The organism is Ammoniphilus sp. YIM 78166, from assembly GCF_004522215.1.
In the GTDB taxonomy this organism is placed as follows: domain Bacteria; phylum Bacillota; class Bacilli; order Aneurinibacillales; family RAOX-1; genus YIM-78166.
In genome coordinates this window covers 798,573-821,923 of the sequence record NZ_SDLR01000002.1, presented here as the reverse complement: position 1 = coordinate 821,923, position 23,351 = coordinate 798,573, and the positions used below count along the sequence as shown (strand labels likewise).

General features: G+C 45.2%; 29 protein-coding genes and 1 riboswitch. Of the genes, 8 read left to right on the top strand and 21 right to left on the bottom strand.

Annotation, left to right across the window (positions count from 1 at the left end):
* Window positions 1-122: 122 nt before the first annotated feature.
* Window positions 123-329 carry a hypothetical protein gene (locus EIZ58_RS10260; protein WP_134700532.1) on the top strand — a complete coding sequence of 69 codons (207 nt, stop codon included), beginning with the start codon at window positions 123-125 and terminating at the stop codon, window positions 327-329.
* A gap of 45 nt (window positions 330-374) precedes the next feature.
* Here the strand turns inward: EIZ58_RS10260 and EIZ58_RS10255 are convergent, their stop codons facing one another.
* The gene (locus tag EIZ58_RS10255) at window positions 375-563 is read right to left on the bottom strand and encodes a hypothetical protein (protein ID WP_134700530.1); all 189 of its coding nucleotides are present in this window, start codon (window positions 561-563) and stop codon (window positions 375-377) included.
* Window positions 564-690: 127 nt separating this feature from the next.
* Between EIZ58_RS10255 and EIZ58_RS10250 the strand changes: the two genes are divergently transcribed.
* Window positions 691-1,179, top strand: a complete 489-nt coding sequence (locus EIZ58_RS10250) for a CcdC family protein (protein WP_134700528.1) — start codon at window positions 691-693, stop codon at window positions 1,177-1,179.
* 86 nt (window positions 1,180-1,265) lie between these two features.
* Here the strand turns inward: EIZ58_RS10250 and hcp are convergent, their stop codons facing one another.
* The 10 genes from hcp to EIZ58_RS10205 all read right to left on the bottom strand — a co-directional run bounded on the left by hcp (window position 1,266) and on the right by EIZ58_RS10205 (window position 8,985).
* Entirely contained in the window at window positions 1,266-2,564 is a 1,299-nt protein-coding gene (gene hcp / locus EIZ58_RS10245; protein ID WP_134700526.1) for a hydroxylamine reductase, read from the bottom strand.
* A 618-nt stretch (window positions 2,565-3,182) separates the two neighbouring features.
* Entirely contained in the window at window positions 3,183-3,392 is a 210-nt protein-coding gene (locus EIZ58_RS10240; RefSeq protein WP_134700524.1) for a hypothetical protein, read from the bottom strand.
* A 151-nt stretch (window positions 3,393-3,543) separates the two neighbouring features.
* On the bottom strand, window positions 3,544-3,711 hold the full coding sequence (locus tag EIZ58_RS33240) for a hypothetical protein (RefSeq protein WP_167577597.1): 168 nt from the start codon (window positions 3,709-3,711) through the stop codon (window positions 3,544-3,546).
* Between the two features lie 184 nt (window positions 3,712-3,895).
* On the bottom strand, window positions 3,896-4,363 hold the full coding sequence (gene ribH, locus EIZ58_RS10235) for a 6,7-dimethyl-8-ribityllumazine synthase (protein ID WP_134700522.1): 468 nt from the start codon (window positions 4,361-4,363) through the stop codon (window positions 3,896-3,898).
* A 16-nt stretch (window positions 4,364-4,379) separates the two neighbouring features.
* A complete protein-coding gene (locus tag EIZ58_RS10230) occupies window positions 4,380-5,573 on the bottom strand; it encodes a bifunctional 3,4-dihydroxy-2-butanone-4-phosphate synthase/GTP cyclohydrolase II (protein WP_134700520.1) in 1,194 nt (397 codons plus the stop codon).
* A 28-nt stretch (window positions 5,574-5,601) separates the two neighbouring features.
* Complete coding sequence (gene ribE / locus EIZ58_RS10225) at window positions 5,602-6,243, bottom strand: riboflavin synthase (RefSeq protein ID WP_134700518.1); 642 nt, start codon at window positions 6,241-6,243, stop codon at window positions 5,602-5,604.
* A gap of 170 nt (window positions 6,244-6,413) precedes the next feature.
* Window positions 6,414-6,568, bottom strand: a riboswitch (FMN riboswitch).
* 68 nt (window positions 6,569-6,636) lie between these two features.
* The gene (locus tag EIZ58_RS10220; RefSeq protein ID WP_167577596.1) at window positions 6,637-7,017 is read right to left on the bottom strand and encodes a hypothetical protein; all 381 of its coding nucleotides are present in this window, start codon (window positions 7,015-7,017) and stop codon (window positions 6,637-6,639) included.
* Window positions 7,018-7,063: 46 nt separating this feature from the next.
* Window positions 7,064-7,717, bottom strand: a complete 654-nt coding sequence (gene thiE / locus EIZ58_RS10215; RefSeq protein WP_134700515.1) for a thiamine phosphate synthase — start codon at window positions 7,715-7,717, stop codon at window positions 7,064-7,066.
* The gene (gene thiD, locus EIZ58_RS10210; protein ID WP_134700512.1) at window positions 7,714-8,508 is read right to left on the bottom strand and encodes a bifunctional hydroxymethylpyrimidine kinase/phosphomethylpyrimidine kinase; all 795 of its coding nucleotides are present in this window, start codon (window positions 8,506-8,508) and stop codon (window positions 7,714-7,716) included. The genes thiE and thiD overlap by 4 nt, the downstream gene beginning before the upstream one ends.
* A gap of 279 nt (window positions 8,509-8,787) precedes the next feature.
* A complete protein-coding gene (locus tag EIZ58_RS10205) occupies window positions 8,788-8,985 on the bottom strand; it encodes a hypothetical protein (protein WP_134700510.1) in 198 nt (65 codons plus the stop codon).
* Window positions 8,986-9,124: 139 nt separating this feature from the next.
* On the opposite strand from EIZ58_RS10205, the gene EIZ58_RS10200 reads away from it, so the two are divergent.
* The 4 genes from EIZ58_RS10200 (at window position 9,125) to ppdK (ending at window position 14,035) form a co-directional block, all read left to right on the top strand.
* Complete coding sequence (locus EIZ58_RS10200; protein WP_134700508.1) at window positions 9,125-9,748, top strand: cyclase family protein; 624 nt, start codon at window positions 9,125-9,127, stop codon at window positions 9,746-9,748.
* A gap of 102 nt (window positions 9,749-9,850) precedes the next feature.
* Window positions 9,851-10,720 carry an enoyl-CoA hydratase/isomerase family protein gene (locus EIZ58_RS10195; RefSeq protein ID WP_134700506.1) on the top strand — a complete coding sequence of 290 codons (870 nt, stop codon included), beginning with the start codon at window positions 9,851-9,853 and terminating at the stop codon, window positions 10,718-10,720.
* A gap of 13 nt (window positions 10,721-10,733) precedes the next feature.
* Window positions 10,734-11,246 carry a GNAT family N-acetyltransferase gene (locus tag EIZ58_RS10190; protein WP_134700504.1) on the top strand — a complete coding sequence of 171 codons (513 nt, stop codon included), beginning with the start codon at window positions 10,734-10,736 and terminating at the stop codon, window positions 11,244-11,246.
* Window positions 11,247-11,353: 107 nt separating this feature from the next.
* The gene (ppdK, locus tag EIZ58_RS10185) at window positions 11,354-14,035 is read left to right on the top strand and encodes a pyruvate, phosphate dikinase (RefSeq protein WP_134700502.1); all 2,682 of its coding nucleotides are present in this window, start codon (window positions 11,354-11,356) and stop codon (window positions 14,033-14,035) included.
* 58 nt (window positions 14,036-14,093) lie between these two features.
* Here the strand turns inward: ppdK and EIZ58_RS10180 are convergent, their stop codons facing one another.
* Together EIZ58_RS10180 and EIZ58_RS10175 are read right to left on the bottom strand one after the other, a co-directional pair.
* A complete protein-coding gene (locus EIZ58_RS10180) occupies window positions 14,094-14,504 on the bottom strand; it encodes a hypothetical protein (protein ID WP_134700500.1) in 411 nt (136 codons plus the stop codon).
* A gap of 20 nt (window positions 14,505-14,524) precedes the next feature.
* Window positions 14,525-14,755 carry a hypothetical protein gene (locus tag EIZ58_RS10175; protein ID WP_134700499.1) on the bottom strand — a complete coding sequence of 77 codons (231 nt, stop codon included), beginning with the start codon at window positions 14,753-14,755 and terminating at the stop codon, window positions 14,525-14,527.
* Window positions 14,756-14,975: 220 nt separating this feature from the next.
* On the opposite strand from EIZ58_RS10175, the gene EIZ58_RS10170 reads away from it, so the two are divergent.
* Both EIZ58_RS10170 and EIZ58_RS10165 read left to right on the top strand, forming a co-directional pair.
* Window positions 14,976-16,070, top strand: coding sequence for an MGDG synthase family glycosyltransferase (locus EIZ58_RS10170; RefSeq protein ID WP_134700497.1), 1,095 nt, complete (start codon window positions 14,976-14,978; stop codon window positions 16,068-16,070).
* The gene (locus EIZ58_RS10165; RefSeq protein ID WP_134700495.1) at window positions 16,067-16,264 is read left to right on the top strand and encodes an HTH domain-containing protein; all 198 of its coding nucleotides are present in this window, start codon (window positions 16,067-16,069) and stop codon (window positions 16,262-16,264) included. Before EIZ58_RS10170 ends, EIZ58_RS10165 begins: the two co-directional genes overlap by 4 nt.
* 157 nt (window positions 16,265-16,421) lie before the next feature.
* On the opposite strand, the gene EIZ58_RS10160 is transcribed toward EIZ58_RS10165, so the two are convergent.
* The 8 genes from EIZ58_RS10160 to EIZ58_RS10125 all read right to left on the bottom strand — a co-directional run bounded on the left by EIZ58_RS10160 (window position 16,422) and on the right by EIZ58_RS10125 (window position 23,312).
* Complete coding sequence (locus EIZ58_RS10160) at window positions 16,422-16,835, bottom strand: hypothetical protein (protein ID WP_167577595.1); 414 nt, start codon at window positions 16,833-16,835, stop codon at window positions 16,422-16,424.
* 121 nt (window positions 16,836-16,956) lie between these two features.
* The gene (speD, locus tag EIZ58_RS10155; RefSeq protein ID WP_134700491.1) at window positions 16,957-17,364 is read right to left on the bottom strand and encodes an adenosylmethionine decarboxylase; all 408 of its coding nucleotides are present in this window, start codon (window positions 17,362-17,364) and stop codon (window positions 16,957-16,959) included.
* A 161-nt stretch (window positions 17,365-17,525) separates the two neighbouring features.
* Window positions 17,526-18,332: an NAD kinase gene (locus EIZ58_RS10150; RefSeq protein WP_134700489.1), complete on the bottom strand. Its 807-nt coding sequence runs from the start codon at window positions 18,330-18,332 to the stop codon at window positions 17,526-17,528.
* A 3-nt stretch (window positions 18,333-18,335) separates the two neighbouring features.
* The gene (locus EIZ58_RS10145; RefSeq protein WP_134700487.1) at window positions 18,336-20,477 is read right to left on the bottom strand and encodes a type IA DNA topoisomerase; all 2,142 of its coding nucleotides are present in this window, start codon (window positions 20,475-20,477) and stop codon (window positions 18,336-18,338) included.
* Window positions 20,478-20,535: 58 nt separating this feature from the next.
* Entirely contained in the window at window positions 20,536-21,243 is a 708-nt protein-coding gene (locus EIZ58_RS10140; RefSeq protein ID WP_134700485.1) for an HAD family hydrolase, read from the bottom strand.
* Complete coding sequence (locus tag EIZ58_RS10135) at window positions 21,236-21,859, bottom strand: cyclodeaminase/cyclohydrolase family protein (RefSeq protein ID WP_134700484.1); 624 nt, start codon at window positions 21,857-21,859, stop codon at window positions 21,236-21,238. Before EIZ58_RS10135 ends, EIZ58_RS10140 begins: the two co-directional genes overlap by 8 nt.
* Window positions 21,853-22,038 (bottom strand): hypothetical protein, encoded by a 186-nt coding sequence (locus EIZ58_RS10130; RefSeq protein WP_134700482.1) that lies wholly within the window; start codon window positions 22,036-22,038, stop codon window positions 21,853-21,855. The genes EIZ58_RS10135 and EIZ58_RS10130 overlap by 7 nt, the downstream gene beginning before the upstream one ends.
* Before the next feature lie 41 nt (window positions 22,039-22,079).
* Window positions 22,080-23,312, bottom strand: a complete 1,233-nt coding sequence (locus EIZ58_RS10125; RefSeq protein ID WP_167577594.1) for a C39 family peptidase — start codon at window positions 23,310-23,312, stop codon at window positions 22,080-22,082.
* Between the last annotated feature and the right edge of the window lie 39 nt (window positions 23,313-23,351).

Sequence of the window (23,351 nt, the reverse complement as noted above, 5' to 3'; positions counted from 1 at the left end):
AAAGCCCGCCATCCTATCGACAGCGAGCTCTACAATTAGGCTTCGGTAAGGGATAAAGGCGGATTGCCTCTCGAGCTTATCCGCATATCATATAGTACTAGAATTTCTCGAGGGGGAGAGCGATGGGATCCGATCGGGAATGGATGGTAGTGTTACAATGCCCATGTACCCCATACGAAAATATCATCATTACCCACCGAAAGATGAAGGATGGCTTAGTCGTGATTTGCAGTCTATGCAAAAAACCATTAGTAATCCTCGGTACGGATGGACATTTGTACCTAGTTGGAGATATTATTGTTTCGGATGCCAAAACAAATAGCTCTTGAGTATCTCTTTTTCCCTGGTCAGCTCACTCAGGGAAAGTTTTTTGGTTACTGATGGACAAGCACCTGTGCCGCTGGCCCATACTCTTGCAGCAAGCTTGCGATGACATCTGCACGCTCTTTGGCTTGAATCTCCAGCTTAGGAGCCTCGGCTAAATACAGAATATGCCTTTGCGTCAACTTCTCGCAGATTTCCTGGAACACCACTTGGTTTGCACACTGGATACGACAGAGCATATGTTTTTCCTCCCTATTTTCTGTCTTTATCCTATGTATATGATCCGACCAGGCTAGGGATTACGACATCTATGTTACAATGTACCTTAAGGCAGATATCGCTTACTGAAAGGCAGGCTCTTTAGATATGACCCTTGCAGTTACCATACTTAGTGTTCTAATGGCTATTTTTGTTACCACCATGCGCGTCAAGCGGGCAAAACAACCAACCTCCCTGAAACAAATCGTTTTACCCCCTATTTTTATGAGTACGGGATTTATCATGTTTCTCTATCCTCCCTTGCACGTGGAGTGGTCTTATGCCCTTGAATCTTTTTTTCTAGGTGCTGTCTTATCCTTGCCTCTGATTTTCACAACGAAGTTTGAAGTTAAAGGACAAGATATTTACATTAAAAGATCTAAATTATTTATTTTCATTTTGTTAGGCTTATTTCTTACTCGCATGACGATGAGACATTTTATAGAGGAATACGTCTCGTTCTATGAGGCTAGCGGGTTGTTCTATATCATGGCCGTAGGGATGATTTTTCCGTGGAGAGCCGCCATGCTTCTTCAATATCTACAAATCCGCCGGGTACTAAAGAATGGCTCCCCTCGAAGTAACGGTTCTATTTAAAGAGGCAAGCAAAGAAGGACTATTTCAATGGAAGAAATAGTCCTTTGTTGTTTGTATATGCTTTATTGCTACCCTTGAACGTAATTTTAGTGTGCAGACAACCCCAGCATGTTTTCCATATCTTCTTGCGCTTCCCCAATAAGTTTTAAGTTGAAAGCCTGTTGCAAAACGTTCAGTACACCTGGAGTAATAAATTCTGGTGGCTTAGGACCAATGCGAATATCCTTAATTCCTAAGCTAAACAATCCTAGAAGAATGGCCACTGCTTTTTGCTCAAACCAAGACAAGACAATGCTTACAGGCAAATCATTAACCTCGCAACCAAAAGCATCAGCTAAAGCCATCGCAATCTTAACCGTTGAACCAGAGTTGTTGCATTGACCTAAATCAATGTAACGAGGAATGCCTGTATCTCCTACTGTTCCATAATCCACATCATTAAAGCGGAACTTACCACAGGAAGTCGTTAAGATTACTGTATCATTTGGCAAGGACGTCGCTAGTTCACGGTAGTACTCGCCACCTTTTCCAGGTGCGTCGCAGCCTGCAATAACAAAGAATCTTCGAATTTTGCCGGCTTTCACCGCATCGATAATTTCTGGCGCTAATCCAAGAACCGTTTCATGATGGTATCCGGTTGTTAAGGTTTGGTCAGATTCCATATTTGTATCCGGAAGGGACAAAGCTTTTTCAATTAATGGGCTAAAATCTTCGCCTTGAATTTTTGTAACATTTTCTAGACCAGCCACTTCATAAGAGAAGAATCTATCGGCATACGTTCCTTTAATCGGCATGACACAGTTTGTGGTCGCCAAAATCGCCCCAGGGAACTGTTCGAACAAACGGCGCTGATCAAACCAAGCCTTCCCAATGTTACCCTTCAGGTGAGCATATTTTTTTAGCTGCGGATAACCGTGAGCCGGAAGCATTTCGGAATGGGTATAGATATTGATGCCTTTACCTTCGGTTTGCTTCAATAACTCCTCTAAAGCAAAGAGGTTATGTCCGGTTACCACGATAGCTTTGCCTTCCACCTTATTTTGGGATACAGTAACCGGCTGCGGAATCCCTAAACGCGACGTATGGGCCCGATCGAGCAAATCCATCACCTTAACAGCTGCACGTCCAACCTTCATCGCCATATCAATATGCTCTTGCATGTTAAAATTCGAATTGGTTAAAGTCAAATACAGCGCTTCATGTGTGGTAGCATCCACTTCAGGATCGGAATAACCCAACTGGCGAGCATGGGTCGCATATGCTGCAATCCCTTTTAAAGCAAAGATAATCGTATCCTGCAAGCTTGCGATATCTTCATTTTTTCCACATACCCCTACTACTTTACAACCGCCTGTCGGCGTCTGTTCACATTGATAACAAAACATTCCACATTCCTCCTTGGTAAGTTTCCTTGAACTCATCTTACCAAGGTGGGAAGATATATATAGTGATGGATATCACACGTCACAGATCTGTCAAAAAAAGACCTGGGTCAAAAAGGATTGAAAAAACTTATAGTGTTCCCCTATTTAGCATCATTACCGGTTTGGAAGCAAATGACTTGATTTTGTGATCAAATCGCATGAATAATTTGGAAATGTAACAAGTACGTGAGCAAACGGCACTTCTTTGTGAGCATCCATCACTTTTCCGTGAGCATATCAGAATTTTCGTGATCATCCCGACCCAAGCAGTAGCAATACAGTCCCCGAACACGCCAGGATGAAAATGAAAAGCCGGATTACTTTAAAAAGCAGCTTGAAATAGAAGGCTCTAAACCAAAGTTTAGATTGCACTTCTAAAAACGGGACTGAAATCACTCGAAACTTCGAAAAAACTTAGTGAGCTACTCTACTTATTTGGAATCATTTCCGGTATGGGAGCAAGTGACTTGGTTTTGGGAGCATCGTCGTCCTTGGACCGGGCGGCTAATTTACATTAAAAAAAGCTGTCCTTCGCCACAGTCGGTATAAACCGACTACGCTAAGACAGCCTCTCTCATACTATGCGTCTAAGTGCGCTAACACTTGTTTTAGTTTCCAAAGCTTTTCCTTCGATTGAGCAAGTACTTTATATTCAGCACTCCACATCAGGGAGTTAACCATATATTCAATCGTCTCAGTGGCCTCAATTAGGGACTTTCGCAACAATTCACTTTCCTGTTGCGATTGAACTTGGAACTCTTCTGCTTTTTCCAATACTTCCGTATTCATTACCTTCCCCTCATTTCATCCCTTAGTCATGTTTTAAATATACATTATAATTAATAAAAATGCAACACCCTTTTTATTTTGCCTTAGTAAGAGAAATAATATCACGGGACTTATGTGGGGCCTCACAGCCTCCATTGGGCATCCCACTCCCTCATTTGGGCGCTTCCCTGCTGGAATTGGGCGATCCCTTCTCTCTTTTGGGCGCTTGCTTCTCCATTGGGCGGCCCACCACCTCATTCGGGCGCTTCCCTGCTGGAATTGGGCGATCCCTTCTCTCTTTTGGGCGCTTGCTTCTCCATTGGGCGGCCCACCACCTCATTCGGGCGCTTCCCTGCTGGAATTGGGCGATCCCTTCTCTCTTTTGGGCGCTTGCTCCTCAATCGGACTCCTCACAGCCTCCATTGGGCGTCCCCCTCCCGCACAGCCGTCCCACCTCGCCCCATCACCATCCCTGAAAAAAAAAGAAGCATTCACCGCTCCATGCGTGAATGCTTCTCTTCTCATTATCCAAATTGTCGTGTTAAATTTGCCATTTCAATCGCGGAGGCTGCAGATTCCCAGCCCTTGTTGCCTGCTTTTGTTCCTGCTCTTTCAACGGCTTGTTCAATGCTGTCTGTCGTTAATACGCCAAAGATGGTAGGCACACCGGTTTGAAGGGCAACGGCTGCCACTCCCTTGGCTGCCTCGTTGCATACATAATCAAAATGCGGGGTCGCTCCGCGGATAACCGTTCCTAATGTAATGACGGCATCATACTTTCCGCTCTCCGCCATCTTTTTCGTAATGACCGGAATTTCGAATGCTCCAGGCACCCAAGCTACTTCAATATCATTTTCTTCTACGCCATGGCGCTTTAAGGCGTCTAGAGCGCCGCTTAATAATCTAGAGGTGATAAACTCATTGAATCGTCCTACTACGATTCCAAATCGAAGTCCTGTACCAATTAATTTTCCTTCGTATAATTTCGTCATGTTGTTTCCCCTTTTCCTATAAGTTTAATAGATGTCCAAGTTTCGTTTTTTTCGTGTGCAAGTACGCCTCATTGTCTGCATTCAATTCCATCTGGATCGGCACTCTTTCCACCACTTCCAGGTTATAGCCGGATATCCCTGTAATCTTTCGAGGGTTATTGGTCAAGAGTTTGATTTTCCCTACCCCTAGGTCTCTTAGGATCTGGGCGCCTATTCCATATTCCCTTAGATCAGCTGCAAATCCCAGCTTCTCATTGGCTTCTACCGTATCTAGCCCTTGTTCCTGAAGCTTATATGCTTTAAGCTTGTTCACTAAGCCGATGCCTCGGCCTTCTTGTCTCATGTAAAGGAGAACGCCTTGGCCCTCTTTTTCTATTTGCGTTAGCGCCGCTTCTAGTTGAGGTCCGCAGTCACAGCGATGGGAGTGAAACACGTCTCCTGTTAAACACTCAGAATGAACGCGTACCAGAACCGGCTGTTCGGGGTCAATCGTACCTTTAACAAAGGCCACATGTTCCTTTTGGTCGACTTCGTTTGTATAAGCAATGGCCTTAAAGGTGCCAAAATCCGTTGGCAAGTTGACTTCCACTTCACGATGTACGAGCTTTTCTTTCTCTGTGCGATATTTGATCAGATCTTCGATTGTGATAATCTTTAAATCAAATTTCTTGGCAATCTCCAATAGGTCAGGCACACGCGCCATGGTCCCATCGTCCTTAATGATCTCGCATATAACGCCTGCTGGATAGGAATTGCACATCCTGGCTAAATCAACCGCTGCTTCGGTATGTCCTGCACGACGAAGCACTCCTCCAGCCTTAGCGACGAGTGGGAAGATATGTCCCGGTCTCCGGAAATGAGTCCCCCTCACTGAAGGATTAATCAAGTCCATAATGGTCTGGGAACGCTCCGGAGCAGAAATCCCTGTTGTGGTATCAAACGAATCCACCGACACGGTGAAAGCCGTAGCGTGGGCATCGGTATTATTTGTTACCATAGGCCCCAAACGAAGCTCCTGGGCTCTATCCTCCGTGATCGGAACACAAACCAGCCCTCTCCCATGCGTAATCATGAAATTGATGACTTCAGGGGTTGCTTTTTCCGCTAGGGCGACAAAATCTCCTTCATTCTCGCGATCCTCATCGTCTACAACGATGATCGTTTTCCCCTGCCTTAGATCCTCTAAGGCCTCTTCTATTGGATGGAACATGCTTTTCTCCCCTTTCTTTTTACACTATTTACATAAATCCATGCTCTGCTAGAAATGATGCAGAAAGCTTCGACGTGGGCTTTCTAGCCGTAATAAATTTTTCCACATATTTTCCAATCATGTCGCATTCCAAATTTACCGTAGCCCCGATGCCCTTATCTTTTAGTATGGTCATCTCAAGGGTATGAGGGATAACCGAGACGCGGAAACGATCTAAGGATAGGTCTACGATGGTCAGGCTGATCCCATCAATCGTAATGGAGCCCTTAGGCACCATGTAATGCAGCAACTGTTCAGATGCTTTGATCTCAATGAGGACGGCATTGCCATAGACTGTTTTGCTGGCAATGGTTCCTGTACCATCGACATGGCCTGATACAAAGTGGCCTCCAAAGCGTCCCCCTGCAGCCATCGCCCTCTCCAGATTCACCTGGCTGCCGATTTTGATATCAGCGAGGCTTGTCTTATGAAAAGTCTCAGGCATGACATCTACCGTAAATTCCCGTGACGTAAACGACGTGACCGTTAAGCAAACACCGTTGACTGCAATGCTATCGCCTAGTTGAACATCCTTAAGAATGGCGGAGGCACCAATCGTAAGAACGAGCCATTCTCCTCCTCGCTTTACTCCAAGAATGGTGCCTAGTTCTTCAACGATTCCCGTAAACACTTCATCCCTCCTCATGAATGTAAGGTCTGTATAAATCTTAAGTAAAAACGAAAAACCCCGAGAATAGTCAAAACGACTCTCGGGGCATAATGGATGATAGCCAAAGAAAAGCAGAGAATAAGAGGTTTAAGCGCATAGCAAAATAAGCACTGTCCTCGTACTGCTTTAAACTTTTCCTTCTCCCATCCAGACTATACTGTCGGTTTCGGAATTGCACCGAATCAGCGTCAACCCTAAAAGGTATCGGCTCACGGACTAAGGGTGGTTACCTGCTTGTACCCCCATCACCGCCGGTCGGGAATCTCACCCGGCCCCGAAGGAATATTTAGTTTTAGATACTTGTGTTCTACAGATTATATCTAATTTATCAGTCAATGTAAACATTACAATTCATCAATCATTAGAATCTCCAAACCAGCGCTTCATAATCTTTCTCAGCCACGTTTCATTTGGATGATAGCCTTCACTATAAATATGAATGTTGCCTGAGGGATCAATGCTACAATAAATCGGCAATCTCCCTGGCCATTGGTTTAAATAATGTGGGATTAGTGCTTGTTTCACTTCTTCTGTATTCATCGTATGATCAGGGGGACCGTTGTTGATCAAATACCATTGGACCGCTCTTTTTAATGTCGCCTCTGCTCGTTTTTGCGCCTTTGTCTCTTCAATCGTCAGGAGCTGCTCAAAAATTAAGGGGAAAACTAGTCCAGCCAAAAGACCTAAAAGGAGAAAGAAAAATAGTAAACGTCCAAGCCCCTTCATCCAAATCACCCATTTGAGCTTTTCCTTTATTCTATGAGGCTAGGCGTTTGTCCTGTTACACTTTTTGTTTAGCAGCCTGTATTTCTTTCTTGAGTGCCACCGCCGCTTGCTTCGGTGACTCCGCATGGCAGACGGCCGAGATCACCGCAACAGAGTTTCCACCTGCATGAATGACAGGTGCCGCAAAACCAAGCTGTATACCCCCAATTCCGACGATGGGAAGCTCCGTCAAGCGTCGAATATCCGTAATAAGCGATGGAGTCACCGCATCGCCCGCATCGCTTTTCGAGTGAGTCGGATAAATTGAACCTACGCCGAGATAATCAGCGCCATGCTCAATCCCCTTTAACGCTTCTTCCACACTGGAAGCTGAAATACCAAGGATCATCTCCTCACCAATCAGCTCTCGAACGTTCCCCTCCGGTAGATCGTCTTGCCCAAGATGCAAACCGTCCGCTTTCATCTCAACCGCAAGGCTTAAACGGTCATTGATAATAAATACCGCATTTTTTTCTTGACAGAGCTGTTGAATCGGCGAGGCAAGTTGTATGAACTCAGCGTCTCCCATCCTTTTTTCTCGAATTTGAACAACCCGAACTCCGCCCTCTATCGCTTCCTTCGCTAACTCAAGCGCACTAAAGCGGCCATGCCCCTCTAAATCCATCACCAAATAGACATCCCATTCCGCCATTCGATCCCGTTTATTCATGCCTGCTCACCATATGCCCAATGATTGGTAGGTCCATGCCCTTGACCTAGACCCAGCTCATTCGTAATCGCCGCAGTAATAAAAGCTTTAGCCGTATGAATCGCTTCAGGCAGGCTTTTTCCTTTTGCTAATTCAGCGGTAATGCAAGCGGCAAAGGTGCATCCTGTCCCATGCGTATGGCGAGTTTGAACTCTCACCCCAGGGAAAGTCATGAATTCCGTTCCGTCAAAAAACAAATCTATCGGCTCTTCTTCTAAGTGCCCTCCCTTTACGATCACCGTTTGGGCTCCCATTCCTACAATCTCCCTCGCGGCCGTCCGCATCTCTTCCATATTGCGGATCTTCTTTCGGGTGATCACTTCCGCTTCTGGAATATTAGGGGTTACAACTGTAGCAAGTGGAAGCAGATGTTGAATCAGACTGTCTACGGCTTCCTCTTGCAGAAGCTTCGCTCCTCCTTTGGCCACCATCACAGGGTCTACCACCACATTGGGTACCTGATAGTGCTTCAGTTTCCGAGAGACAAGCTGGATAATCTCGGGCGTTCCCAACATTCCCGTTTTTACGGCATCGGTCCCAATATCCTCAATGACCATCTCGATTTGCTTAGCTATCATATCTAGAGGAATCGGGTGGATTCCCTCTACGCCTTGTGTATTTTGGGCGGTAATGGCCGTAATCGCACTCATTCCGTACACTTGACGAACGGTAAAGGTCTTAAGATCAGCCTGAATGCCTGCTCCGCCTCCGCTGTCCGATCCAGCTATAGTTAAGGCTCTTGGTATCGTCATGAACTGCTGCCTCCTTATGATCACAAAATTAAAGCTAGCATAGGACATTTTAGTTGAGATTTCAAGAGATGCATGAAAAAAGGAGCCCTTCTCCACAAGGAAAAGGCTCCCACTCATCTCATGACTACTTTTTCGGAGCAATATTCATCGTTCCTTTTTCCAAGGGCACGCCGTCCCTCATCAAGCCATTGCGATTACGAGGCGTTTTCTTCATGTTGGCTTGTTCCTTTAGCGCCATGCTTACCACCTCCCAGAAGTAGTATGCCCAATCCGTTAGGACTACTTGTTGGTTCTTTTTCGGTAGTCATATTGCTCCTGCATATCCGAATCCGAATCTGGATTGTTCATTTGGTTTCTTCCTTGGAGGTACACAAGGGGTTCACTTTTGGCGGGAATTGTTCGGCGACTATTGAACCAGCTTAATGCTAAAACTAGAAAAATAACAGCCCCTAAAAGTAAAACGAAGTTCCATTCCAAGTAGCTCTCCTCCTCTTTTTGTTTAGTCTTTTTCTTCTGCCTGTGCCTTATCCTTACCTGTTTTTGCTACGAGGAGAAGGATTTGGGGGAGGGGAACGCGAATCCATGAAGACACCATCTTATTTTACGGAGGAAACTTATGTATAAGATTCACGATATTTCCATGGCCATTTACCCAGGTATGACCGTTTATAAAAATAAGCCTGAGAAGCAGCCTGGCTTCGAACGAGTACAAAATAATTATGTAAGTGAAACAAGGGTGAGCTTGGACGTTCATGGAGGTACCCATGTAGACGCTCCCCTTCATATGGTGATCGATGGAGACACCATCGAAACGATTCCAGTCGAGAATTTGGTTGGCCCTTGCCGGGTTTTAGATCTATCCCACGTTACAGATGGGATCTCAGCCGCGGATTTTGCGCCATTTGACATTCAAGAAGAAGAATTTATTCTACTGAAAACGGCCAATTCAAAGGATGAAACCTTCAATCCTGATTTTATTTATGTCAATGAGGAGGGGGCACGCTTCCTAGTTGAAAAACGCATTAAAGGAGTCGGCATTGATTCACTTGGGATTGAGCGAAGTCAACCAGGCCATCCTACCCATAAAACCTTGTTTGGGGCTCAGATCATCATTATCGAAGGGCTTCGTCTCAGCGAGGTTTCAGAGGGACGCTATTTTATGATGGGCGCCCCCATTAAGCTATTAGGAACAGATGCGTCTCCTGCACGCGTATTGCTTATTGAAGGAATCACCTATTAATTATTTCATCAAAAGCTGAGTAGAGGTACCTTGCCTTTATTCAGCTTTTTCAGTAAGAATATGGTAAACTAAGACTACGATTAGTAATTAAGGAGAATCCCTATGTTCCAACTCATCGAAAAACCGACTTACTGGCACATCCGGATCAATCAAGATAAAGGAAATTCGATTGACAACCACTTTATCGAGCGCTTTTCCCATACGCTAGAACAGCTGCCTGAGGATGCGCGCGTCGTGATCATTGAAGGCAACGCTCATTTCTCCGTAGGAATGAATCTTCAATCTTTATCACACATGAGTCCACCCGAAGTGAAAGCTTATTTTTTGCGATATGAAACCCTCTTAACCCAACTCGAAAAAGCCCCCTTCATCACCATCGCCAAGATGACGGGCTATGCCATGGGCGCAGGTGCTGAGCTTGCTCTTGCGTGTGATTTTCGCTGGATGGAACAAAAGGCGAAGGTAGGCTTTCCTGGTGTAAACGTAGGGTTTACCTATAATACAAAAAGACTGAAAAAACTCATTCCCCACCAGCTGGCGAAACGATTGGTCCTGTCTGGAGCCACGATCAATGCCAAGGCGGCGAGTGAGTATGGTATCGCAGATCGGGTGCTTAGCCACAAGCGTTTAGACCTTGATCTGGAAGAATTTGCAACCCAATTTGCGGGAAAATCCCCCCATGCGTTAAAATATGCAAAAGCAGCTTTCTTCCACATGGATCCAGAAGAAGCCTTGGATCTCTCCATTGAAACCGAGCATTACTTGGAAGGAGCCACCGCTTTTATGGAGGGGCGAGCTCCTCGCTGGACTATGGAGGATAAAAAGGAACCATTAACACCTAGGCCTGATACATCCAAAAACGGTCTGATGAAAAAGCATTCCTTGAACGTGGATTCAAAGGAAAAGCAAGATCGGACGAGCAAAATTTTGTCTCGTTTTAAATCCCTAGATCAAGAATCCCTAAAGGATTAATGGAGGAGGCAATATGCTCCCATCACGCAAGTCCCCTTATCAGTGGGTGACATATTCATTTACTCATCTTCCACTCATTCTTCATCACCAAAGAGAGCTTTACTCCCTTAACTTTGCTAGAATGAATTTTGATGAGCAGTTCTACCAAAACATTACACAGTGGTATACGGAAGGTATCCAACTCCAGGATTGTCACTCCTTCTTGTTAACCGATGAGCTCGAACAACTCATTGGCTTTTACTTGTTTCAGCGCAATGACTCTACGGTCTACCTCATGCAAATGTTTGTGGAGAAGGGATACAGAGGCAAAGGCTACGGAACCCTTCTGCTGGGTCACTATGAGCAAATGGGAAAGCAGCTCGGCGCCGTTTCCTCCTTCCTTCACGCTAGCCAGATGAATCAACAAGCTGTAGGCTTCTATTTGGAAAATCGCTATGTCATCATCGATCAAGAGACGGACGAAGACGGAAGCCCGCGTTATTTAATGTTTAAGAACTTACGAAATAAGGAAGCTGAAGGCTCATAACCCTCAGCTTTTTTTCGTCATTCCCTGAAACTCTTCTTACAATTTCCACTAGATTTCCACTATAATAATATATGGGACTGAAACTAAAATTCAGGGGGAACAGAACTATGACTGACAAGCACGTTTATTTATTCTCTGAAGGGAATTCAAGCATGAGTAGCCTCCTTGGAAGAAAAGGAGCGAACTTAGCTGAGATGTATACCCTGGGTCTCCCTGTTCCGTTTGGCTTTACCGTTTGCACTGAGGCTTGCCGAACTTTTTATAAAGATGGCAAAAAGATCAATTCCTTTATCGAAAAACAGATTGACGACGCCCTCATTACGTTGGAAGAACAAACAGGAAAAGAATTTGGACATGCTAAGAACCCTCTTCTCGTTTCTGTTCGATCAGGGTCGCCCATATCGATGCCGGGCATGATGGATACCATTCTGAACCTCGGCCTTAATGATATTACTGTAGAAGGGCTCGCACAAAAAACAGGGAACCCGCGTTTTGCCTTTGACTCCTATCGGAGATTTATTCAAATGTTTAGTGATATTGTCCTTCAGATTGATCATTATCAGTTTGAAAGTGAACTAGAGCAAATGAAGGCAAAGGCTGGCGTCAGCAAGGATTCAGACCTTTCTGCCATGCATCTCTACGAGCTGGTTAGAGCCTATAAGAAAATTGTGAAAAAAGAAATTAAAGATGAATTCCCCCAGGATCCAAAAGTCCAGCTCATGCTCGCAACGGGGGCCGTGTTTGAATCGTGGAATAACCAGCGGGCGGTCTTGTATCGCAGAATCAACCGAATTGAAATGGATCATGGAACGGCCGTTAATATTCAAGCCATGGTGTTTGGAAATATGGGCGACGATTCAGGAACTGGTGTTGCCTTTACCCGAAATCCCAACACCGGCGACAACGAACTGTTTGGAGAGTTTCTCATGAACGCCCAAGGAGAGGATGTTGTAGCAGGGATCCGAACGCCACAGCCACTCTGCGAGCTGAAAAGACTGATGCCGGATACCTATCACCAATTTAAGCTTTTGGCCAGGAACCTTGAGACTCATTATAGAGCTGTACAAGATATTGAATTTACGATTGAACAAGGGAATTTATTCCTGTTGCAAACGAGGACGGCGAAGGTGACGCCCGAAGCAAGCATTAAAATTGCAGTAGATATGGCTCAAGAGGAATTTATTACCCAGGACGAAGCCCTTATGAGAGTGGATCCTCACTCCCTCCATTCGATGCTCCATGAAACTCTCGACTCCACGGTAGAGGTAGAGGTTTTGGCGGTCGGGTTACCGGCAAGCCCTGGTGCCGCTGCAGGGATCATTGTGTTTGATTCGGAAGAAGCGGAGCGCCTCCAAAGAACCGGCCACGAAGTCATTTTGCTTCGAAGGGAAACAAGCCCTGACGACATCCACGGGATGGTAGCAAGCGTAGGGATTCTCACCAGCCAGGGCGGTATGACTAGTCACGCTGCTGTTGTAGCCAGAGACATGAGCAAGCCTTGCATCGTGGGGTGTGAAACCATGCAAATTAATGAGTCTCGCCAAGAAGTTACGTTCGGTGAAACGATTCTTAAAGCAGGGGACACGATCACACTGGATGGATCGACAGGCCGGGTGATATTAGGACGAGCCCCTCTTGTGGCTCCGACGTTCAGCCAGGAATTTACCACGATGCTCTATTGGGCCAAGAGAAGAAAACAAATGGAGGTTCTCGGCAGTGTAAACACCCCTAAAGAGGCCATCCAAGCGAAATCCTTAGGAGCTGAGGGAATCGGCCTGTGCCGAACCGAGTTCATGTTTATGGATCCTGTACGCGTACCGATCGTCCAGGAAATGATCCTTTCTCAAAATAAATGGGAACGGAAAAAAGCCTTAGATAAGCTTCTTCCCATGCAGAAAAGCGATTTTCTGGAGATGTTTCGAATTATGGACGGCAAGGATGTGATTATCCGTCTGCTCGATCCACCGTTGCATGAATTCTTGCCAAGCGCCGAGACCCTCTCGATCGAGATTGAAAGAGCAAAGGTCAACAAGAATTTTGACGAGGTTCAAGAAAAGGAAAAATTGCTCCGCCGAGTTAAAGCGCTCCATGAGCTCAATCCTTCCTTTGGTCACCGGGGCTGCCGATTGGGAATTACCTACCCGGAGATCTATGAAATGCAAGTCACAGCTATCGCAGAGGCTGCGCTGGAGCTTAAACATGAAGGCATTCGCATACACCCTAATATCATTGTCCCGTTAGTTAGTCATGCCAATGAGATGAAGCTGGTGCGCGAACAAGTAGAAGAAACGCTGAAGCACGTATTCGAAGTCTATAAGGACGAGATCCAAATCCCGATCGGAGCCTTTATTGAGCTTCCTCGCGCCTGCATCACAGCCAATCAAATTGCGAGATATGCTGACTTTATGACCTTTGGTTGCAATGATTTAACCCAAACTACGTATGGGTTCAGCCGAGATGATGCCGAAGGGAAGTATCTAGCTTACTACATAGATCACAAGATCTTGCCCGATAACCCCTTCACCGTTATTGATCAGGAAGGTGTCGGAGGGCTCATCCGCTTCGGCACGGAAAACGGAAGAAAAAACAAACCGCAGCTTCGTGTAGGAGTTACCGGGGTGCCTAGTAGTGAGAAAAAATCGGTTCGATTCTTCCACGGAATTGGGCTAGACTATCTATCTTGTGTTCCTCATCTTGTTCCTATAGCCATCGTATCTGCTGCCCAAGCGGCCATTCTGGCTGAAGAAACCAAAGCAGTGAAGAAGGACCAAGTAAAAAGTACCGTATGATTAAAAGAAAAGGCTGCTGCCCTAGTCATCATAACCGACCAGGGGCGACAGCCTTTTTTTAGTCTTCCATTGGTTTTAATTCGTATCCTTCTTCAAATAGCTCTGCATAACGAATAGAAGGAAATTTTTTTTTCGTGTGGGTATAAAACATCGTATCCACAACAACTGAGCCTTCCATCGGATACTGAAGGATTTCAAAATACTTTTTGGCTTGCTTTAATTTTTCCTGAACGTCTTTCCACGCTTCAAATTGCCAGCAAACTTCAAGCTTATCATTGAAGATGCTAAAATGAAGTCCTGTCTCCGGCATGAACGGCATCACTTTGCTATGCATTACCTCACCATTCCAAACGATTACATCGCCGTTCTTTAGAATCACGCCGCGCGCATACTTCTCTTGGCTATAGATGTTCTTAACATCCCGTCTCGTTGGGTTCGTGCATATAAAAAGATCATCAAGATTGCTCATGGCTTGTCCCCCAGATTGGTCTAGTCCTCTTCTTCCTCATCCTCTTCATCATCCGTCACAAAGATGAGCTCCACGCCAAGATCTTGCAGCAGCTGAAGCACTTCATCGTTTAGCCGGGTATCGTGAACGAGTCCAATGGATTCAACCAGCTCAAGCTCCTCGAGATCACCTTTTTCCGCATCTTCAATCAGTTCAATGATATCCTCAAGACCTTTGCTTTTCAGGGATTGTAAAATTTCGTCTTTTGTCATCAGTTCGGCACCCCTCTTCTTCATTTCCCTTCCCATATTATACATGATTTTAACCGCTCATTATACTTTCCTGTTTCCTTTGCCTTCCTTTGGATTAAAATTACAAAATATTAACATTTGCTTCACATCGTCCTGTTAAACTGAATCATAAAGCATGTAACCGAGCACATAGACTTGTACAAAGGATCTTCTTATCTTGGATTCTTGAGGAGGGATACCGATGAGAGGAAAAGCACTGATCCTTTCAGAAGCCTTTGGCGGCGGCCATACCCGAGTGGCTAGAGCAGTCGCAGCTTCCCTGAATGGGTGGCAATGCTCTATTTACGAAATGGGCTATTTTCTGCACCCCAAACTCACTAGCCAGCTTACCAAAAATTATTTGCTCACCATTCAAAAAGCTCCGTGGATCTGGAAAAAATTATATTCGAGTTCACTTTCTGAGAGTAATGTGATACCCTTTATATATCAGAAAATTTACTTTACTAAACTATCTGTACTTTTACTGCAACATAATCCAGACATCATCATTGCAACACATCCTTTTCCAGCAGCAGCCATTAGCGCATTTAAGAAAAGGGGAGTGAACATCCCTCTCATCGGGGTCACGACCGATTTCCACGTGCATCCTAGCTGGTCGTTGGCTGACTGGGATATCCTCTGTACACCAAGTACGAGCATTCCAGAATGGATAAGCAGGCAGCACTGTACCTTGCCCACAGGAATTCCTGTGATGCCCGCCTTTCACCTGAAGTCTAATAAGAAAGAAGCTCGATCTATCCTCAACCTGGATGCGAATCGACCCGTCGCCTTATGGATGGGCGGCAGTCAAGGCATTCATAAAAAAATGAATTGGATCCACAATATTCCTAAGGACCCTTCTATTCAATGGATTTTTGTAGCAGGCCACAATGATGAACTTTTTGGATCCTTGTCCACCAGCTTAGGCGGGTTGGACTATGTAAGGCTCTTTAAATACACAGAGGATATTTCTTTGCTAATGGATGCTGCCGATCTCATCATTACCAAGGCGGGCGGAGTTACCTGTTCTGAGGCTATTCAAAAAGAGCTTCCTATTATCCTTGGACCCAGCCTTTCGGGTCAAGAAGCCGAAAATGTGCAGTTTCTCTTGCAGCAAGGATTGGCCATGCAGCCCTTATCATCTTCATTCTGGCTCACATTGAAAGAAGTCATTAGCAATCCCCAACAACTTCATATTCTTCAGGGTAACATAAGAGCTTACAAGCAATCCACTCAACCCAGAAGCTTGTATCCTCTTATCGAATTCTTAACTTCCAAAGGAGGCGTTGTGAGTTGAATCCAAATGAACGCATGGTAACCCGTATTAAGTCAATCTACTACTATCTGAAACAGAAAGGGAACGATGTTCATTCTACGGAGTTAGCAGAAGAATTTGGATATAATGCACGAACCATTCAGAGGGATTTAAAGACGTTAGAGTATAACAATCTTGTAAAGAATACTGGAAGAGGCAAGTGGGCGGTTATTTAGGAAAAAAAGTCCCTAGCGGTTTACGCTAGGGACAATTAAGGATGTAAAAACACTAAAACACTCGACCATTTTATTATAATCTATTGAAACCAAAATGTAAACGCTTTAAAACATGAACAAAAAAAGAAGAACGTTATGTTCTTCTTCTACTCTATCGTTAATTTGCCGCTTTTTCTTTCCAGTTTTCCAGGAACCGTTCCTTCTCTGTACGCTCTCTTTTCGTAGCTCTTCGTTCCATTTTATAAGAGGAACAGTCTTCGGAGTGATCGCTTGCGTGGAAGGAAAGCTTCTTTTCCTTTTTCATACATAGGTTTTCTGATTTCACCAGATAAAAGCAGTTACGGCATGAGTTAACAGCCTGAATTTGGGGTGTCTTCTTCTGGGTGATGACCATCGTGCCACTGCAAAATGGACATACTTCCATATCAAGATTCTTTGACCAGCCAATGCAATCATCACTGATGCATTTGCGAACTTCGACCCACTCTTCGCCAGCAATGATGTTAGTCTTCAGCTGAGCTTCAGGACTTTCAGACATTAGAAAGATGTGATTCACTTCATCACGTCCCATTCTATTAAGAATTCAGAATTCGTTGAAGAGGTCCTCTTATTAGGTAGTATTGTATCATACCTTGATCCAATTGGATGCAAGTAACTATTGGAAAAGCCACCTATACAAGGTGGCTGGATCATTACTTTATTACAGGTACAGCTTCCTTCACCAAATCAGGGGTAACAACTTCCATCTCACCAAGTCCACGGATGATCTTACGCGCATACGCCTTTTCTGGCTTTAGAATCTTAACCAAATATTCAATGGCAACTTCAGGATCTACGGTTTCACCGCAAGTATAACAGTCAAGAGCAGCAAAACCTCTCTCAGGATAAGTGTGAATTGAGAGATGACTCTCAGACAAAAGAACCAGAACAGTAGCCCCTTGTGGATCAAATTGCTTGGATTGCACAGATAACACCGTAGCTCCACAAGCCTCTGCAGCTTCTACCATATGATGCTGTAGCAGTTCTGCATTGTTTAGTAAATCAAAGTCTACACCCCAAGTATCAATTGCAACATGTCTTCCGAAAGTTGAGTATTCCATCTTTCGGTCCCCCCTCCTAGCATATTATAGTTAAACGATATCGCTAGGACCTACGCCATTCACTTTCATCGAGGAGAATTTCCTTGAGTGAATCCTGGTTCCTATTCTGTATCAACAATGAATAAAATAACATGTATCGCCCCATGACGCAAGCCTTTTTTTCATCGAGTTCCTCTAGGTTCACAATCATTTAAGGAGATAAACGCCTCTTTTACCCGATTCCAAAATGGAAAAGACCTAGACCTTAGGAATCGAATTCGCTGTTTGGCAACGGAACATTTCATGCGACAAATGGTATCAGGCTGGAATGATTCATGATCGACCGAAACCATATAGGCATCGGCCTTAGGAACCAACGTGAGTTCATGATGCTTCGGAATCACGAGGGAAGACCCAATGGTACGATATACGCGGTTGTTGATGGAAGCCATCTCGCTGAGCTGAATCATCTCCAGGGACGGGTGCACGATTGCTCCTCCTAAGCTCTTGTTATAACCTGTGCTGCCCGATGGGCTTGAAATGCATAAGCCGTCTCCCTTAAACGACTCAAAGTGGTACTGGTTCAAGTGTACATCAATTTGAACTGAACCCTTTACCCCTTTAATGGTTACGTCATTGAGAGCAAGATATGTCTTAGAAACCCCCTCTTCCTCCATCACCGCTTCGACTAAGGGATACTCTACCATGATTAAGCTGTTGTCCACGACTGCTTCAAGTAAGGATTCTACGGTATCCCAATCCGAGTAAAAACCAAGATGACCCGTATTATAAGCAATAAAAGCAGTTTTTTCTAACCTCTGTTTATACGTATGAAAAGCTTGCAAAACGGTTCCGTCTCCACCAATGGCAATGACCGTATCGGGGGATTCCTCATGATAGGTGTAGCCATGATCTTGTAGATGCTCTATTGCCTGCTTTTTTTTTGCTTCAGAGATCTCATCGCCTCTGCTCACCACCGCAAAATTCATGCTTTACCTCTCCGCCCTCTTATGATTAATGAATTCTAGTTCTAATTCTCCCGTATTTCGATTTTTTAATACAAGTTTGGCTTCATATGGATGTCCAGCTTTGCTCTTAAACTTGAGCTTATTCGTCTGGCCCTTATTGATCAAGGTCTGGACCATGCTGGAGGACAGCTTCTTGCCAAAGCTGTTTTTCCAGATGACGAACGTACAGCCCTGCTTGTATTGCGAGCAGCCAAAGCCCTTATGCCCCTCGATAATGACTCCGCCCTCACAGCCCTCTCTCGGGCACTTGGCAAGCTCTCGGGGTCCTTCTGAGGCCCGAACCCGTGTGGCAACAGGTGCCGGCTGCTGTCGAACTTTTTCTACGATCACATGGGCTAGCTTTTTTACTTGTTCGAGAAAGCTGGCGTCCGAGGCTTGTCCTTTCGCAATTTGGCTTAAACGCCTCTCCCATTGCCCTGTCATCTCAGGGGAGGTCAGGAGATCGATGCCAATCTCGCGGATCCATTCGATTGTACTTCTCCCTTTGTCCGTTAAGGTTAATTTTTTACCTGACAACTCAATATACCCGACCTTCTTCAGACGTTCAATAACAGAAGCACGCGTAGCTGGGGTTCCGAGTCCCGCATCCTTCATCGCTTCTCTTAGCTCTTCATCCTCAATCCGCTTTCCAGCGCTCTCCATGGCCTTCAGCAGGGTTCCTTCTGTATACAGGGAGGGAGCCGTCGTCTCCTTTTCCATGCACTTCGCTCCCTTGCATCTCACCGGCTCGGAAGACATAATCTCAAAGGCCTCTTTCGTCTCCTCGATCTCCTCTGGCTCCTCTTTTGATTTTTTCTTGCTACTCGAGTCGGGATAGACCACCTTCCATCCCAAGCTGATCAACTGCTTCATCTGAGTCTTAAAACGTTCCTGCTCTACCTCTGTCTGAATGAGATGTGTCCAATATTCGGCAGCAGGGTAGAATTGAGCCAAAAACCTGCGCACGATCAGATCATACAGCTTTTGCTCATCAGGAGTCAGCTTGCCTGGTTTCTTATTGGTGGGCAGGATCGCATGGTGATCCTCCACCTTAGACGGATTACAAATGCTTCGATTTCCTTTATGAACCAAGCTTTTATCCGCTCCCCGAACCCATTCCTCATAAGGTGTACCCCTAAGTGCTTCGAGGGCTCTGTGCATATCCGGAATATTTTCTTCTGTCACGTAATTGCTGTTCGTTCTTGGGTAACTGATGACCTTATGCTTTTCATAAAGCGATTGCGCCAGGTCCAGCGTCTTCTTAGCCGAATAATGAAGCTTCGCATTTGCCTCCCTTTGTAGGAGCGTCAAATCATAAAGCTTAGGAGCATAATCCTTCGTATGCTTTTTTTCGTATTTTGCAATGCGGCCCATTTTCCCGCGAACTTTATCCGCCAACGCTTGGGCCTGCGTTGGATCGACCAATTTCTCGCCCATCCATTTCCCCTTATATCCCTGCGCTCCTTGGATAAACTGGGCTTCCACTTCATAATATTTCGCGGGCTTAAACTCCTCAATTTCCTTTTGTCGATCATAAATCAGCGCAAGCACCGGGGTTTGTACTCTTCCAACGGAAACAAGGGTCTTTCCTTGAATCGTAAAGGCCCTAGACCCATTCATCCCTACTAACCAATCGGCCTCACTCCTCGAGCGGGCAGCCCTTGTCAAATTCGTGTATTCTTCTTCATCCTTCAAATTCTGGAAGCCTCGCCGAATGGTTTCAGGTGTCAGATCCGAAATCCATAGCCTTTTGACAGCTTGCTTCAAGCCTAAATGCTTGCGGATAAAATAAAAGATGAGCTGTCCTTCTCTTCCTGCATCGCATGCGTTAATGATTTCTCGGCATTGTTTGGATAGCTCGCTAATGGTCTTAAGCTGGTCGCGAGTTTTGTAATTGGGGACAAGTTTAAAGGCTTGAGGAATAATAGGAAGGTCAGTTAAATTCCACTTCTTGTATTTCATGTCATATTTATCCGGCTCAGCCAACTCCACGAGATGTCCAATAGCCCAAGTAATAATAAAGTTTTGCCCTTCGATATAGGTTTTATGATTTTTTCCTTTCGGCTCCACGACACTTGCAATCGTACGCCCCATGGAGGGTTTTTCGGCTATAATTAGGGTTTTCAATACAGAACTCCTCTCCTTTAAGACTAAAAAAAGCGCGCGAAGGCGCACTTTATTCATTCTATCTTTCATTTAAAAATCCCTTTGTCGCATCAAAAAAATCTTGAAAACGATAGGTAGGAAGTTGCTGGTCTGATACTTCCGTATGAATTAAAGCGGATGACATCCCAACCAAGTTTGCCCCTTTAATATCATGATGAATCGAGTCTCCAAAATGAACGGCCTCAGTAGGAGATATTCCAGCGGAAGTCAAAGCGGAATGAAATATACCGGGATCCGGCTTACTCACTCCCACCTCTTCCGAAATCACAATCAGCTTCTCTTCAAAAAAAGGAAGCATATTCATGCGTTCCAGCTTGGCTCTTTGCATGTCAACAGCACCGTTTGTAATTAAACCGACTCGGTATCGTTCCTGTAGAAGCCCTAAAAACTCTTTAGCGCCCTCGTAGGGCTCCACAAACTCGAGATAGTTAGAGATAATAAATTTATTCAACTGATTCATCATATCATGATCTACGGGAATCTGGAAGCTCTTAAAGGTCCGGATCCACCGTTCATCCCGATAGCTGTCCATGCTGCGTTGACCTTTTTCCACCTCAAAGTAAAGCTGATCCGCTATGCTTCGAAACTGATCATAAAACACATCAAATGAGATCCCTAGCTGATTAAGGCCTATGACGTGCTGGAGAGCTTGCTGGGAAACTTTTTCATACATATTGTCAAAACTGAACAGCGTATTATCCAAGTCTAAAAATACAACCTTATACATGGCTTGTCCCCCTTATCTTTTTCAGCTTGTCCTCCACCCTGCCCATCGTTCGGTTCACCTGTTCCCGGCAAGCTAACTCCAGCCTTTCCTTTTCCTTAAGAAGCGATTGGACAAGCTCTGGATCCGTAAGATACCTCAGGTTGATCTTCATGGTCAATAAAGAGCCTTCACAAGCCGAACGAAGAAAGAGAATAGCACAACCCAAGTCACTTGCTACATTTTTCTGTATCAAAGGCGCCAATTGTTCGCAAAGTTCTAGAGCTTTCAGACATAACCTAGCGATTTCTAAAGGAGCCTCGGCTGCTTTTTGGATTGCGGTTTGAAGGAGCTCTTCTCCTGCTTTTTTCCGAAGCGTGTCCATCACTTCTTGGAAAGAATAGATATCTTCTAAACATTGCTGTTCGAAACCTTCCGTTATCGGTTGAAAGGCCTTCACTAAGGCTTGAATGTTGGGTTCTTCTTTTCTTGAACGCAGGGTTATATTGGCGGCCATCAGGGCCATCGCAGCCCCTAGAGAGGCCACGACGGCAGATGTACTTCCTCCACCAGGGGTAGGGGCATCCGAGCCGAGCTGACGCAAGTATTCATGAATGGAAAGCTCATACGGTGCTACCATGGATCATTCATGACATTATAGCCTACTTCCTCGAGATATTTTTCTTTATTGAGCCGATCCAAATAGGAAGCTCCTGCAATATCCTGCTCAAACTTTCTAACCTGTCCCTTGAATCCATCAATGATCCAAAGAAAGACGAAAGATAAAAACGTTACCGCTGAAATCAATTGAACAAGCATGGCCATCCCTCCTACTTGAATAGTATTCCAACAGTCAGAGGTTAATTCATATAGGTGACCGCTTGTCTCCCCATCTGTATCCATCCTTTTTCAAACTGAAACCGGCTTACCTTTCGATTCTTATACCCTCTTAGCGGATCATTAATATATACATAGCGATGATCATACCCTACAAGCAGTACCGCATGTTCCCTAAAAGTGGCCCGAACAACTCCCTGGGGTCCTCTCCATGTGACCCAATCCTGCACGGGCCGAAAACGAGAGTTGATAATGGTCAGCACGGGCACTCCTTTTTCCAGGAAACGCAAAACATCTTGAAACTCTCCTCCTGTAAGGTCCAAGGCATTGCCTTTCAGGTACTGGTTGGCCAGCACAGTCAAGGGCTCATGGTAAACCCCAAACCCTGGTTTGTCCATGTCATACATATTTCCGACGAAGCCAAGCTCAGGATCTCCCCATGAGATGATCTGGTTTCCCTTCTTCTTGACAGGGGTGGAATCCTTGATGACCTGTTCAGCAAGTGCCATTTTATCAACAGGCTTACCTGCATAATGAAGGAGCATCGCCAGCGTAGTGACTTCACATCCCCTCGGCAATTCAGGGTTTTGTCGGATCAGGGGAACATCCAGTAAGGAATAGCCCTTGACGGAATCCTTAAACTCCCAGATCGTCCTCCGGTCTTTTTCCCGGACCACTCGGCTGTGCTCCCAGCGGCGCGCATAAGGAATAGCATCTTTTAAGTGAGTAAATCCTTTTAAAAACTTTTGGTTTTGATAGACATGAAAGGGCTGGCCGGTTAGAAAAACAGGCTCCATTTGCCCTTCTTGCCTCACCACTGAGCCTGGATGGTCTTTAGCATACCGTACGGCTTCCTTCGCTTTTTGAAACGACTTCAGCTTTTTGTTGTACTGGAACACTTCATAAGGGTAGTTATCCCACACCCGCATCGGACCCGGCATTTTCACGATGGCAGCATGATCCCACTTCCGGGCATAGCGAACCGCTTGCGCATAATGGTCAAATTCTTTGAGTTTCTTATTATACTGATACACTTGGTAGGGATAATTATTCCAAACCCAGTTTCCTTCTTGCCGTACAGAAGCGTGACCCCACTTTTTTGCGTAGGTAATCGCCGACAGTTTATTGTCAAATCGTTTCAGTAGCTTTTCTCCTTGATAGACGTCGTAGACAGACGAAGCTGCTAGAGCGGGGATAGACGTCCCGCTCCACACCGAAATGGCCATCATGATGGCCAGTAATCTGATCCAATACAACACCAAAACCCCCAGTGCATAAATATTTCCTATTTTGCA